Annotated in this window: 12 protein-coding genes, 1 tRNA gene and 1 pseudogene; 7 read left to right on the top strand and 7 right to left on the bottom strand. The window is 70.6% G+C overall.

The window, feature by feature from the left end:
- The first annotated feature begins 10 nt into the window (after window positions 1–10).
- Window positions 11–895, top strand: a complete 885-nt coding sequence (locus tag VEL82_01365) for a cation diffusion facilitator family transporter (protein HXW66522.1) — start codon at window positions 11–13, stop codon at window positions 893–895.
- On the opposite strand, the gene VEL82_01360 is transcribed toward VEL82_01365, so the two are convergent.
- The 4 genes from VEL82_01360 to VEL82_01345 all read right to left on the bottom strand — a co-directional run bounded on the left by VEL82_01360 (window position 876) and on the right by VEL82_01345 (window position 5,168).
- On the bottom strand, window positions 876–2,129 hold the full coding sequence (locus VEL82_01360; GenBank protein HXW66521.1) for an MFS transporter: 1,254 nt from the start codon (window positions 2,127–2,129) through the stop codon (window positions 876–878). The genes VEL82_01365 and VEL82_01360 overlap by 20 nt on opposite strands.
- A gap of 8 nt (window positions 2,130–2,137) precedes the next feature.
- The gene (locus VEL82_01355) at window positions 2,138–2,524 is read right to left on the bottom strand and encodes a VOC family protein (protein HXW66520.1); all 387 of its coding nucleotides are present in this window, start codon (window positions 2,522–2,524) and stop codon (window positions 2,138–2,140) included.
- Between the two features lie 68 nt (window positions 2,525–2,592).
- A complete protein-coding gene (gene gltX / locus VEL82_01350) occupies window positions 2,593–4,323 on the bottom strand; it encodes a glutamate--tRNA ligase (GenBank protein HXW66519.1) in 1,731 nt (576 codons plus the stop codon).
- A 23-nt stretch (window positions 4,324–4,346) separates the two neighbouring features.
- Window positions 4,347–5,168, bottom strand: a complete 822-nt coding sequence (locus VEL82_01345; protein HXW66518.1) for a hypothetical protein — start codon at window positions 5,166–5,168, stop codon at window positions 4,347–4,349.
- 44 nt (window positions 5,169–5,212) lie between these two features.
- Between VEL82_01345 and VEL82_01340 the strand changes: the two genes are divergently transcribed.
- From VEL82_01340 to VEL82_01325, 4 genes are all read left to right on the top strand, one after another.
- Entirely contained in the window at window positions 5,213–5,551 is a 339-nt protein-coding gene (locus tag VEL82_01340) for a zinc-ribbon domain-containing protein (GenBank protein ID HXW66517.1), read from the top strand.
- A 35-nt stretch (window positions 5,552–5,586) separates the two neighbouring features.
- Window positions 5,587–6,003 (top strand): ribonuclease P, encoded by a 417-nt coding sequence (locus tag VEL82_01335; GenBank protein HXW66516.1) that lies wholly within the window; start codon window positions 5,587–5,589, stop codon window positions 6,001–6,003.
- 27 nt (window positions 6,004–6,030) lie between these two features.
- Window positions 6,031–6,113, top strand: a tRNA-Leu gene (locus tag VEL82_01330).
- A gap of 234 nt (window positions 6,114–6,347) precedes the next feature.
- Window positions 6,348–7,604: an amidohydrolase family protein gene (locus VEL82_01325; protein HXW66515.1), complete on the top strand. Its 1,257-nt coding sequence runs from the start codon at window positions 6,348–6,350 to the stop codon at window positions 7,602–7,604.
- Window positions 7,605–8,298: 694 nt separating this feature from the next.
- Here the strand turns inward: VEL82_01325 and VEL82_01320 are convergent.
- Complete coding sequence (locus VEL82_01320; protein ID HXW66514.1) at window positions 8,299–8,748, bottom strand: VOC family protein; 450 nt, start codon at window positions 8,746–8,748, stop codon at window positions 8,299–8,301.
- Window positions 8,749–9,102: 354 nt separating this feature from the next.
- Between VEL82_01320 and VEL82_01315 the strand changes: the two genes are divergently transcribed.
- The gene (locus VEL82_01315) at window positions 9,103–9,918 is read left to right on the top strand and encodes a class I SAM-dependent methyltransferase (GenBank protein ID HXW66513.1); all 816 of its coding nucleotides are present in this window, start codon (window positions 9,103–9,105) and stop codon (window positions 9,916–9,918) included.
- A 167-nt stretch (window positions 9,919–10,085) separates the two neighbouring features.
- Here the strand turns inward: VEL82_01315 and VEL82_01310 are convergent, their stop codons facing one another.
- Window positions 10,086–10,919, bottom strand: coding sequence for an alpha/beta fold hydrolase (locus VEL82_01310; protein ID HXW66512.1), 834 nt, complete (start codon window positions 10,917–10,919; stop codon window positions 10,086–10,088).
- Window positions 10,920–11,225: 306 nt separating this feature from the next.
- Here VEL82_01310 and VEL82_01305 point away from each other — a divergent pair.
- Window positions 11,226–11,864: pseudogene (locus VEL82_01305) on the top strand (class I SAM-dependent methyltransferase).
- A 139-nt stretch (window positions 11,865–12,003) separates the two neighbouring features.
- On the opposite strand, the gene amrS reads toward VEL82_01305, so the two are convergent.
- Window positions 12,004–13,059, bottom strand: coding sequence for an AmmeMemoRadiSam system radical SAM enzyme (gene amrS, locus VEL82_01300; protein HXW66511.1), 1,056 nt, complete (start codon window positions 13,057–13,059; stop codon window positions 12,004–12,006).
- Window positions 13,060–13,124 lie beyond the last annotated feature (65 nt).

Here is a 13,124-nt window from a genome sequence, read left to right as displayed (position 1 = left end):
CGGGCGTTCGATGCGACCGCAGGTCATCATCATCGCCACCCTCCTGCTCAACGCGGCCCTCTTCCTGTTCAATCTGTCCGTCGCCGTACTCACCGGCAGCCGCTCGGTCCTCGCCGAGGCGATCTTCACGATCACCGACATCGTCGGGAGCGGCCTGCTCCTGTGGGGGCTGTATCTGTCGCGGCGACCCGCCTCGCACGAGTACCCGTTCGGACGCGGCAAGGAGCGCTTCTTCTGGGCGTTCGTCTCGATCGTGATCACGTTCACCGTCGCGGGCGTGCTGGCGCTGACGGAGGGCATCGACCAGATCGTCTCGCCCCGGCCGATCGTCCACGTGCTCTACGCCCTCGCGGTGGTCGCCGCCACGCTCGGCGTCAGCATCGCGAGCATCCTGGTCACCTTACGCGAGCTGCGCCTGGGCAGGGTCACCCTCTCCGCGCTATTGGAGTCGGCGAACCAGGGGCTGAAGTCGATCTTCTACCAGGACGTCGTCACGGCCGGCGCCAGCGCGGCGGCCTTCCTAGGCCTCTTCCTCGTCCACCAGACCGGGAGCGCGGTCCCGGACGGCATCGGGGCGGCCACGGAGGGCCTGATCCTCCTCGGGACCGGTTTCGTGCTCGCGGCCGAGAGCCGCGAGTACCTCATCGGGCGAGCGCTCGCGCCCGAGTACGGCCGTCGGATGCTGGCGCTGATCGAGCAGAACCCGAACGTCGCGAAGGTGCGGAGCCTCCAGTCGATGCTGCTCGGGCCCGACGACGCGCTGCTCGCGCTGAAGATCAACTTCCACGATGGGCTCACGACCGACCAGATCGAGGCGGCGATCGACCAGGTGACGCACACCCTGCGCTCGGCCTACCCGATCCTGCGCCACATCGTCATCGAGCCGGAGTCGTAGCGGACGCGCGTCCGACGCGACGCAGGTCCCGGTAGCGCGCGAACGTGAGGCCGACGAGCGCGACGGCGATGCCGGCAAAGAACACGAAGAGCCCCGGGTTCCCCCAGCGCGCCGTGAGCTGCGTCGCCCCGACGAGGCCCAGGACCATCCCGAGCGAGATCGTAAGCGAGTAGATCGCCATCGTCGTCGCCCGGCTCATCGTCCGGGCGAGATCGGCGAGCGCCGCGAGGGCCGCGGGCCCGTAGGCCAGCGCCGCGACGGCGCTCACCCCGAGGGCGCCGATCAGTGGGATCGACGGCCCGTAGGCGAGCAGCGCGGCGGCCGAAGTCATCGTGCCGACGAATCCGGTCACGCCGACGGTCATCAGCCGCATGCGGCCGAAGCGGTCGGCGAGGCGACCGAACTGAGGCTGGGAGAGCACGAGGAAGACGCTCGCGACGGCGATCCCCGCCGCGATCCAGGTCAGGGGATAGCCGGTACTCTTCGCCGCGGAGCCGAAGAAGACCAGGACGTAGCCGATCAGCATGTAGATCACGAGCCAGGGCAGCGTGACGAGCAGCACGTTGCGGCGGAAGGCCTGGCCCAAGATTTCCGCCGGCGACGATCGCGGGAATGCCGGCCCCGGTGGCAGGTGGCGGACGAGCGCCAGCGCGACGAGCAGGCCGACGAGCAGGATCGCCGCCCCCGCGAGGAAAACGAGGCCGAGCTCCCCGACGGCGAGCGTCCCGAGGATCGCGATCCCGAAGGCGTAGCCGCCGAGCCAGCCGGCGAGGTTCATCGCATCGAACCGCCCCATCTCGAAGCCGCGCTCGCCGCTCCCCGAGCGGTCGGCGATGACGGCGAGGCTCGCGGCCAGGATCGCGCCGCTCGCGATCCCGAAGACGAAATCGATCGCGCCGAGCGCGAGCGGCGAACGGGTGGTGGCGACCAGCGCGAACAGCACCGCCGCGGTGATCATCCCGCCGAAGAGCACGGGGAAGCGACCGATCCGGTCGGCGACGATCCCCGAGGCGAGGACCGTCGAGAACTCCCCGACCGACGCCATCGCGGTCACGAGCCCGACCGTCGCGGTATCGTTCGCGTTGAGGTTGCCGCTCGCGTGGCCGGCGATGTAGGTCGCGAACACCGCGAGGGTGATGCCGAAGGCGAAGCGAACGAAGAACGTCGCACCGAAGACGGCGCCGAGCGACCGGCGGTGGACGGTCTCGTCGATCGGCGCAGCAGGGGCGACCACGGCTGCGATCAGGCCGAGTGCGGCCGCTCGATCAGCTCGATCCAGACGTCGTTGGGATCGAGGAGGAAGGCGATCCGCGACGAGCCGCCCGAGAGGCGGTACGGCTCCTTCGCGACGCGGACGCCCTTCGTGCGGACCCGCATCAGGAACGCGTCCATCTCCGCGACCTCGAAGGCGAGGTGGTCGAGCTGCTCGCCCGCTTCGAACGCGTCCTTCCCGTCCCAGTGAGTGAGCTCGATCCGCGCCCCGGAGGCCGGATCGCGAACGAAGGCGATCTCGGCGTGGTTCTCGGGGATCGTGCGTCGCCGCTCGAACTCGAGGCCGAGCACCTCGGTGTAGAAGGCGAGGCTCTCGGCCATGTTGCGCACGGTGATCGAGGTGTGCAGGAACCGCACGGCCCCCTCCTAGCCCCGGAGCCGTGGCTCGTCCATCTAAACCTTCGCCCGGATCGGGGCCGCCGCCCCTACGGGTGTCCGAAGACGACCCGGATCGGGGACGCACCCGGCACCTGGTCGCGCTCGACGCGCACGAAGCCAACGCGTTCGAACTGCAGGATCTCGCCCGGGAGCGCGGCAGCGAGGGCATGCTCACCGAGCCCGGCGCGGTGCGCCCCCTCGACGTCGAGCAGATCGACCGGCACCGCGCCGTCCGCTCCGACCCACTGGAGTCGCGGAAGCTTGCGGTTCTCCCGGCCCGTGAACCGCGCGCGCAGCGTGCCGCCGACCGGCGGGATCGACTCCGGCAGTCGGATGTTGGCGAGGTCCTTGAGGCGCACTTCGGCGCCCGAGCGTGGGGCGAGGTCCGTCGCGGCCAGGAAGAACGCCGGTCCGGCGGGGACCTCTCGGGTTCCGAGCTCGGGGCGGTCCGGATGGTTGGCCAGGCGCGCGGTCCGCAGGTCCTCGGGGAAGCCATCGACCTCGAGCCGGACCGGATCCGCGACGAACGCCCGTCGGATCGCCAGACGGTCGATGCGTTTGCGATTCTCCGCGTAGAGCGTTTCGGCCGGCACCTCGATGTCGGCGAGGCTCATTCCGAAGGAGAGGATGAACGCCTTCAGCGACTCCATCGAGATCCCGCGACGGTCGAGGGAGCGCAACGACCAGGTCCGGGGGTCGGCCCACCCGTCGTAGAGACCGGACTTCACCTCGCGGTAGGCCTTCGATTTCGCGACCTTCGCCTCGCGCACCCGCAGGATCCCCCAGTGGACGAACGGCGGACCGGTGATCCCGAGCAGGTCCCAGATGTACCGCTGCATCCGGTCCTCCATCACCAGGTCCTTGCCCCGGAGTACATGGGTCACCCCGAGCTCAATGTCGTCCACGGCCCACGAGAACTCGAGCAGGGGCCAGACCTTGAATCGGTGACCGACGCGCGGGTGGTCGAGATCGCTGAGCCGGAACAGCACGCGGTCCCGGAACGCGGGATCGGGGTCGGCGAGGTCGGTCTTCAGTCGCAGCACCGCCTCGCCGGGGGCGAACTCCCCCGCGAGCATCCGATCCCACTCCGCCCGGGCCTCCTCGGGCGTCTGCCCGCGCTCCGGGCAGGCGACGCCGGCCGCCCGCCGCTCGCGGAGCAGCTCGGGCGCGCACCGGCAGACGTAGGCGCGGCCCCGCTCGATGACCCGCTCGGCCCACGGATAGAATCGCGCGATGCGGTCCGACTTGTAGACGACCGAATCCGGGCGGACCCCCGCGAGCTCGCAGTCGCCGAGGATGAGGTCGAAGAACTCGGTCTCGACGCGCTTTTCCTCCGAGCCGACGGTGTCGTCGAAGACGAGGAGCAACCGGCCGTCGTAGCGCTCCCGGTAGTACTGGTGCGCGAAGAGCATCCGGCCGTGGCCGATGTGCAGGACACCGCTCGGGAACGGGGCCATCCGCAGCACGACCCGGCCCGACTCGGCCCCCGGCAGCTCCGGGAAGTCCGCGCCCTCGTGGCGGGCCTCCCGCGGAGGGGCAGCCATCGGTCCTCCGAGTCTCGCGAGCTCGCCCGCGCGCGCCTCGGGCGCCAGCCGGGCGACCTCGGCGACGAGCCCATCGACCAGCGTGGTGACCGCCGCCGCCTCCGAGCGCAGCGCGGGTTCGGAGGAAAGGAGGCGCGCGACGATCGGCCCGGCCCGCGGCGCGTCGCTGTGCGCGATCGCGTTCTCCAGCGCCAGCCGCCGCGCCCGCGTGGCGAGGTCCGGCGGCAGCGTCACGCCCGGCGCGACCGCGGTGTGGATTAAAGCCGTTCTCCGCGCGAGCGCGCTTCGGCGGCCCGCCCCGCGGTGGGGCCCCCTGGCCCACGTCGCGCGATCGTCTCGGCGACCGCGTCGGCGAGCGAGATCTCGCCTCGGAGAACGCGGTGGGCGGACGCGCGCGGGATCGTCACGAGCCCGCCGCTCCCCTCCCGGCTGAGTCGCTGGAGGTTGGCGACCTCACCGGGCGTGAACGTCGTGGGGAGCGCGGCGCGGACCTCCCGTCCGAGCCCGGCCGCGATCGATCGCGCCGCCGCCGGGTCCCGCGGCCGTCGGTGGCCCCGGGGCGTGGTCCCCTGCTCGTCGACGAGCTCCACCCAGCGGTGGTGGGCCAGGAGCTCGTTGACGAGACGATTGCGTCGGGGCGGGTCGCCCGAGCCGACGCGGAAGACAACGTGACGCGACGGGAACTGCCGCCGCAGGTGGACGGCGAACGGGCCGGCCGCCTCGGGGGACTCGAGCACTCCCTCGCCCAGGCATCGGCGGCCCGAGAGGATCGCGTACCCCGGCCGGGGACCGGGATCGAGGCCGACGACGAGCTCCTCCTCCGAGCGGCCGGGCTCCAGCGCGTGCGAGACAGCGGCGCTGAGGGCGCGGCGATCCCCATCCTCGGCGACCGCGAGGACGTTCGGATGAGAGATGGACGCGGCCTCGGCCCGCGAGGTCAGCACCACGGCGACCCGGTCCGGGATACGCTGCCCGGGCAGGAGGCTCACCGACGGAAGGCGGCGCTCCCGCAGAAAACCCGCGAGCTCGCTGTAGAGCACCGGGTCCCGGGTGATCAGCGCTACCGACCGGGGTCTCACCGGCCGCACGGACGATGATATACGCCATTAACCTTGCCCCCGACGTGCCGGCGTGCCAGCACTGCGGCGAGCTCGCCGCGGATGGTGCGCTCTTCTGCCCGAAGTGCGGCTACACCCTGCCGCAGGTCGACACGAGCCTCCCACCGCCTCCCCCGCCCCGGCTCGCGCCCGTCGCGGCCGCGCCCGCTCGGCCCGGGGTGCCGATCCCGCCGCCGCCCGCCTCGGCCGGCCCCGGGGCGTACCCGCTCGCGCCCGGAACGATCGCGGCGGCGACGCCGGCGATGCCGCCTCCGCCGAGTGGAAAGTACTGCATCCGTTGCGGCACGATCATCTCTCGCGCCGCCGTGTACTGCCCGGTATGCCAGCAACCGCAAACACCGTGAGGCGGGGCGGCCGGCGCGGACGCCGAAGTTCGGCCATGGTCCGGATCGCGCGAGAGCGAGTCACGACGCTCTTCGCGCTGGCGGATAGCGAAGCCTCGGCGGGACGGCCGGCCCTGGCCGACCGGTACGTCCGGCTCGCCCGTCGCATCGGAACTCGCTACAACGTCCGTCTCCTCCCGGAATTCCGAGAACTGTACTGCCGCGGTTGCTCGACGTACTGGATCGAGGGACGGACCGTGCGCACGCGCCTGAGGGCCGGCCGGCGGGTGCGGACCTGTCTCGCGTGCGGACGCGCCCGCCGAACGCGCCTCCGCGGACCGGTGCGCGCGCCGTCCGGCGCGCTCGAGGTTGGTCCGCCGACCGCCACACCGGACGAGCCGGCGCTAGTCGACGACGCGGGGGATGACGACCGACTCGATGCGCTCGAGGACGACGAGTCGCCGGTGGAATAATGACCCGCTGCTCCTTCGGAGTAGCGCGCCGGGGTGGCCGAGCGGCCAAAGGCGGCAGACTCAAGATCTGCTCTCGCAGGAGTTCCCAGGTTCGAATCCTGGCCCCGGCAGACATCTCGACTCGGGCCGGCGCGTCGCGCGTTCTCGAGCAAAGGAGCGCCCGTCGCCACGGGAAACCAGCGAGTTCTTCTGAGCCGGGCGTGGGACGACCAAGTCACGTGGAGCTTACCCGCGGTTGGCGAAGACCGCATTTCATTCGTGGCCGCACCGTGGGCAGTGTCTGATACGAACCGCTCCATGCGGCGTCGGCCAAGGATTTACCGCGCCGAAGGCCTCAGGCCGGTATGGGCATTCGGATCGAGGCGGACGTCGTGATCCCCGGATCGGGTGACCCGATTCGGGGCGGCTGTGTGATAATTGAAGGGCCAACGATCACCTATGCTGGACCGGTAGAGGGGTCCCCAGCCGCCGGACCTTCGGACACTACCGTGTCGGTTCCGGCGGTCATGCCCGGATTATGGGATTGTCACACTCACTTCGCCGGGCGCCGCAAGCTCTCGATGGAGGAAACCATCTACACTTCGCATCCCGTGGCCCTCATACGTTCGGTCGCGGATGCCGAGAGGGTCCTTCGTGCCGGATTCACGTCGATTCGCGAGCTCGGAGGACTCGGCATCTTCCTCAGCCGCGGTGTGAACGAAGGCTCGATCCCCGGTCCGAAGATCTACGCCTCGGGTACGATCCTCAGCACCACCGGCGGGCACGGAGATGCGCACGCCTTCCCGATCGAGTACGTGAACTATCTGCGGCACCAGCTCGAACTGCCGGGGCCGTGTGATGGCGTTCCCGAGTGTCTACTCGCGGTGCGGAAGGTACTTCGATTGGGCGCTTCCGTCGTCAAAGTTTGTGCCTCCGGAGGGGTGATGAGCGACCTCGACGATCCAAGGCATCAGCAGTTCTCTGACGAGGAGCTACGGGCGATTGTCGACGAGGCCGCTCGGGCCGAGCGAATTGTGGCGGCGCATTGTCATGGCAAGGCCGGCATTATGGCGGCGCTCCGAGCCGGAGCCAGGACCATCGAACATGGGACGTATCTTGACGAGGAGGCCGCCGATCTCATGGTGGAGAAGGGGGCAATCCTGGTCCCCACCCTCTCGGTCCAGGCCCTCGCGACATCGGGAGCGGGAGAAGGAATGCCGGAGCACAAGCTTGAGAAGGGACGGAAGGTCTCCGCCGAGGCTCAGCGCGCCATGCGGCTGGCGGTTCGGAAGAAGGTCCCCATCGCGATGGGGACCGACATCGGCCTCTCCGGCGAGGTGGGCCCGCTCCGTTGGGGCCGCAACGGCCACGAGCTGGCCTTGATGGTCGAGCAGATGGGGATGTCGCCGCTGGAGGCCATCCGATCCAGCACGGCGCTGGGTCCGATGACTCTCGGTCCCCAAGCACCCAGATCGGGGCGGCTTCAGCCGGGTTTCGCCGCGGATGTGATTGCCCTCCGAGAAGATCCTTTGAAGCGGATTGCAGTCCTCGGTGAGCCGGAGCACGTCCTCAAGGTGTGGAAGGATGGAAAGCTGGCCGTCGACCGCGCTGCTCTCGATTAGTTCGTCCTTGGTACCAGTGCCGAAGGAGGCGACCAGGACTCCGGCCGATCGCCGGTTCGAAGAGAAAACGGAATGGCGTTCAGGATGCGCAGGGTTCCGACGGTTCGATGCGGTCGTCGGCGTTGACTCCGAGATGAGCCCACGTTACGGGAGATCTCCCGCTCGCGCGGGAGCTCCCGAATGCGTCCCATCGTTCCCCGTGACCGAGTTTGACCGCGGTAGAGGGGTGGCGACTGGGCCCTCAGGTGGCTGCGATCCCTCCGAGGAGCGGCTCACACGGCTCGGTGGCAGATAGTGGATCCGGGCAATGTCCCGGATCCGAAGTGTGAGGGCTAGTTCTGGCCCCGGCACCCTGGGATTCGTCCATCCTCTAGACGGATCTCGCTTGAGCATTTCCGGGCCGCCTCGACGCATGCCGGGCCCGTGCGCAGGGGCAGGTGGGCCCGAAATCGGATCGGACCGGAGGGCGGCCGTCGGGTCCGGAGGCGTCCCGGCCGCGAGTCCGGATCGGTCCGAAGGCTTCCGATCGAAGGGTCACGCGAACCCATCGACCGCGCCCGGCCGGCCTCGGACGCGGATCTTGAGAGCGCTCGGAGACCCTCCCGTTGGGGGAAGGGTCGTCGCGCCGGGTCGGGGTGCCGCCCCTTGCCCTGTACAGGACGGAGGGCGACCTCCTCCTTGGGCAGGACGGCCCTCAGTTGATGTCGAACTCGTTGCCCTCGGGGTCCAGCATGGCGACCGCGTAGTGGTCCACGCCCTCCTCGTACAGCGTCTCGAGTCGAGTCGCCCCCAGGTCCTCGAGGCGGGACACCTCCGCCTCCACCTGGTCCTTCCGCATCGCCAGCGGGAGTTCGCGGCCCCCGCTCGCCTTGATATCAAAATGGAGTCGATTGTGGCCGGTCTTCGCCTCCGGCACCGCGTGAAACCAGATGCGCGGCCCCGCTCCCTTCGGATCGACGATCGACTCCGGACCGGTCACCGCCCGGAGCTCCGTGTCGGCGATACCCATGCTCTGCCAGTATTCGCGCCAACCGGCAAAGCCGTCCGGTGGTGGCTCCGGTTGGTAACGAAGGGCCGACGACCAGAACGCAACCACCCGATCCGGATCCCGACAATCGATCACGATCTGAAAGCGCACGGACATCTCACTTCACCCGCGCCGCCGCGGACGCGGGCCTCGGTCTTAAGGGAGGGCGGAGTCGGCGTCAGTATCCTATTCGTGCCCGCGGCGCAAGGCCGGTACGGCCTCGGACGAGCCTCGGGGCCGCGATCCGGACCACGCTAGCGGGAACCTTTCCCGAAGAACGGCGCTGCGGACCGGGCGCTTCCGTGGCTCGAGCGGGATCCGGAGCGACCCGTCCGGCGGGCGAGCGCTCGGAGCAGACGGTAAGGAGCTCGAGCGACTGCGCCGCGGCACCGCTCCAGCAGAGGGACCGTGAATCGATCCGAGCTCGGCCGGAAGTCGCGACGCGCGGGCACGCCCGCCGCTCGTCCGCTGATGTTCCATCGTCTGGCCGCCTACTACGACGACCTGGTCGGCGGGAAGGACTACGCGCTGGAGGCGCGTCACCTCGAGGCCCTCGCCGGCCGGCTCCGGCGCTCGACGGGCCGGCGATGGCTCGATGTGGCGTGCGGGACGGGCCGGCACCTCAGCTACCTGCGCCGGCACTTCGAGGTCCGGGGCATCGACCGCAGCCCGGAGATGCTGCGCGTCGCGCGCCGACGCCTGCCCGGGGTCCGCCTCGAGGTGGGTGACATGCGAACCTTCCGTCTGAACGCGGAGTTCGACGTCGTGAGCTGCCTCTTCAGCGCGATCGGTCACCTGCGAAGCGAACGCGAGCTCGGGGCCACCTTCGCGAACTTCCAGCGCCACCTGAAGCCGGGAGGCATCGTGATCGTCGAGCCGTGGATCGATCCGGCCGACTTCCGCCCGGGGTTCGTGCACGCGATGGCGCGGGAGAGCCCGTCGGCCTCGGTCGTCCGGATGGCCTTCTCCTCGCGCCAGGGGCGGCGCTCGCTCGTCCACTTCCACTACCTCATCGGGGCGCCAGGCCGCCGGGTGCAGCACTTCGAGGAGGTCGACCTCGGGCTCCTGGTCCCCCGCGCTCGGTTGTGCGCCCTCATGCGTCGCGCCGGGCTGACGGCCCGCTTCCTCCGCAAGGGGTTGCCCTCGGGTCGGGGGCTGCTGGTCGGACGCAAGCGCTACGCGCCGCGAGCGGCCGGCCGGGCGGGGCAGCGTTCCTTCCGGCGATCCCGTCCGGTGAATAGGCCGGCGAGCCGCCGCTCCGGGATTCGGAAGCGCCGCGCCGTGTAGGCCGCCCTGCGGCCGACGTTCCGCACCCCGGCGGTCCGCCCGAGCCGGCGCGTTCCGTCCGCGGCGGCCCGGCAAGCTCCGGGCGGGGCACGCCTGGGTCCTGGCTTCCGTCGTCGGTGGTTTCGAGCGGAGGTCCGCGCCGCGTCGACGAGCGGCCGATGCCGACCTCAGGCCCGGACTCGAGCCATCGCGCGCGCGAGCCCGGCGTCGAACGCGTCCGGCCTCGAGAGGTTCAGCAGATGGTCCGCGCCCGCGACGAGTTCTAGCTGGGCGCCGGGGATTCCCCGCGCGAGATAGTTCGCGAGGTGGGGCATCGCGGGATTGTCCCGATCCCCGACCAGCAGGACGGTCGGCACCCGGATCTGCGCGAGCCGGCCGGCCGCCGGTGGCCCCGCGCGCGTCTCGAACCGGCCGGAGCGCTCCTCGAAGACTTCCGGCGCGTTGTCCCGGACCATCGTGCGGAAGAGCTCGAGCTCTCGACCGCTGAGCGCGGAGGCCCACAACTCGCGCAGCCGCTCCGTGGCCTCTTCCAGATGTCCGGCGGTCCAGGCCTCGACCGCGGCTTGGGAGAGCCGCTCGTCGCGCTCGAAGGTCGCCTTTCCGCCCGGGACGTGCTCGTAGTCCATGCCCGAGTACCCCGGCGCGACGAGCAACAGACCGCCGACCCGATCGGGATGGGCCAGGGTGAGGTCGAGCGCGACCTTTCCGCCCATGCTCGGGCCCACGAGGAGCGGGCGCTCGAGGCGAGCGTGATCGAGCAGCGCCAACAGGTCATCGACCGGGGAGAAGGAGGAGGACGCCGGGCGCGAGCCTCCGTACCCCCGGAAATCGTAGCGGAGCACGCGGTGATCATGGGCGAGCGCCCCGAACTCACGGTGCCACATGCGCCGGTCCGCGATCCCTTCGTGGAGCAGCACGACCGCCGGCCCGCGACCGCTGTCCTCGAAGGCGATCGCGCCCCCGGATACTTCCAGCGTCTTCGTGTCCGCGGTCTCGGCCATGGCGCTGGCAAGCCCGCGCCCCCGTAAGACCCATCCGGGAGGGAATGAAACGGTCCACGCCAGACCGCCGCGCGGACGTGGCGTGCACCGTCCCGCCGACCGCTGTCGCTCGGTCCGCGGCGGTGCGGACGCCCCCGGACCGGGAAACGCCGCGCCGGATCAGCGGAACGCCGACCCGAACCGACGGTCGAGAGCCGGCGCACCCCCGGCGCCCGCTTCGGCCGGGCCAGTTGGACCCCTCCTCACGACGGATCCGGTCGCTCGCCGGCAGCGATAAGTGCCGGGTGCGTTCGCCCGCGCATCGAGATGGCGGACATTCCCTGGGCCCAGCTCGCCGAATTCTATGACGCGAAGCAGGGCGACCGGGGCGACCTGTGGCACCGACACCTCATCGACCCGGTGGTCCTGCGTCGCCTCGGATCCGTCCGGGGCCTGGCGGTGCTCGACCTTGCCTGCGGCAATGGCTACCTTTCCCGTCGGATCAAACGGGCCGGGGCGCGCGAGGTGCTGGGCGTCGACGCCTCCGCGCCGATCATCGCCCGCGCCCGGCAGCGCGAGGCGGCACGACCGCTCGGGATCCGATACCTCGTGCGCGACGCGGCCGCGCTGCGCGGCGTCGCGAGCGCGCGCTTCGACGTCGTGCTGTGCAACATGGCGCTGATGGACATCGCGGACGCGCGGGGGGCGCTCCGGGAGGTCGGTCGCGTCCTCCGGCCCGGCGGCCGGCTCGTCTTCTCGATCTGCCACCCGTGCTTCGACCTCAACGATCGCTCGGGGTGGGTCGTCGAGCGCACGGGCCTCGCAAGCGTCGTCTGGCGCAAGGTGAGCGGTTACCGCCGCGAGGATCGCCAGCACGGCCCCTGGCGGCTCCCGGGCGATCGGGTCGTCACGACCGCCGGCTACCACCGGACCCTCTCGAGCTACTCGGCCTATCTCGCCGAGGCCGGCCTGGCGATCCGGCGCATGGACGAACCCGCGCCGGACGCTACGATGGTCCGCGCGAGCCCGCAGGGACCGTTCCTGGCCGAGATCCCGCTCCACCTCGTGGTCGAGGCGATCCGCGGGCCTCCGGCCTCCGCCCGGCCTACGCGATCGGCGTCGCGAACGTCGGCACGTAGTCCTCGGCGAGCCGGCCGACGATCGGGATACCGTGGCCGCAGGCGCGGCAGCGGTTCTGCTCGTCGAGGTTCCAGGCCTGGATCGTGAAGCCGAAGCGCCGCACGGCGATCGCGCCGCACGCGGGGCAGTACGTGTGCTCGAGCGGATGGCCCCAGACGTTCCCCAGGTAGGCGTACTCGAGGCCCTCCTCCTTGAGGATGCCGTGGAGGCGCTCGAGCGTCGGGATCGGCGTCTCGGGCAGATCCATCATGTGGTAGTCCGGGTGGAAGCGCAGCAGATGGAACGGCGTCGCCGGCCCCAGCTCGTCGACGACGAAGCGGGCCAGCTGTCGCGTCGCGTCCGCCGAGTCGCCGACCTGGGGCACGATGAGGTCGGTGACCTCCACGTGGACGCCGCGCTCCTTCAGGTCCCGGATCGTGGAGAGGATCGGGTCCGGACCCTTCGCGGTGATGTACTTGCGCATGAACCCGGGTTCCCCGCTGCCCTTGAAGTCGACGCTCACCGCGTCGAGGTGGGGGCCGAGCGCGGCCACCGCCTCCGGCGTCATGTAGCCGTTGGTGACGAAGTTCGCGAAGAGGCCGGCGCGGTGCGCCTCGGCGATCACGTCGAGCGCGTACTCGATGAAGATCGTGGGTTCGTTGTAGGTGAACGTCACGCCGGCGCAGCCGTAGCGGCGCGCCCCGTCAACCGCGGCCCGGGGCGACAACGGCCGACCACCGACCTCGTGCTCCTGCGAGATCTCCGCGTTCTGGCAATAGAGGCAGCGCCAGTTGCATCCGACCGTTCCGATCGAAAAGACCCGGGCGCCCGGGTGGAAGTGCGAATGCGGCTTTTTCTCGACCGGATCGACCTGGGTCGCCGCCGCCTTCCCGTACGAGAGGAGCTCGAGATGCCCGTCGACGTTCTTCCGCACGAAGCAGAATCCGTGCGAGCCGGCCGGGATGATACAGTACCGGGCGCACGCCGTGCACTGTACCCGGCCGCCCGCCAGTGGACGGTACAGGGTTGCCGGATGCGCCATGACCGTGCGTCCTCCGCAGGATGTACCGCCGGAGGAGCGATTAACGGTACGGTGGGCGGAAGTGG

The sequence above is a fragment of the Thermoplasmata archaeon genome (genome assembly GCA_035622275.1).
Classification (GTDB): Archaea; Thermoplasmatota; Thermoplasmata; order Lutacidiplasmatales; family UBA184; genus Lutacidiplasma.
This window is presented reverse-complemented; position numbering and strand designations above follow the sequence as displayed.

Coding starts and splice junctions, on each gene's coding strand:
- VEL82_01365 (HXW66522.1), top strand. CDS start 11: ATGCGACCGCAGGTCATCATCATCGCCACCCTCCTGCTCAACGCGGCC.
- VEL82_01335 (HXW66516.1), top strand. CDS start 5,587: ATGGTCCGGATCGCGCGAGAGCGAGTCACGACGCTCTTCGCGCTGGCG.
- VEL82_01325 (HXW66515.1), top strand. CDS start 6,348: ATGGGCATTCGGATCGAGGCGGACGTCGTGATCCCCGGATCGGGTGAC.
- VEL82_01320 (HXW66514.1), bottom strand. CDS start 8,748: ATGTCCGTGCGCTTTCAGATCGTGATCGATTGTCGGGATCCGGATCGG.
- VEL82_01315 (HXW66513.1), top strand. CDS start 9,103: ATGTTCCATCGTCTGGCCGCCTACTACGACGACCTGGTCGGCGGGAAG.
- VEL82_01310 (HXW66512.1), bottom strand. CDS start 10,919: ATGGCCGAGACCGCGGACACGAAGACGCTGGAAGTATCCGGGGGCGCG.
- amrS (HXW66511.1), bottom strand. CDS start 13,059: ATGGCGCATCCGGCAACCCTGTACCGTCCACTGGCGGGCGGCCGGGTA.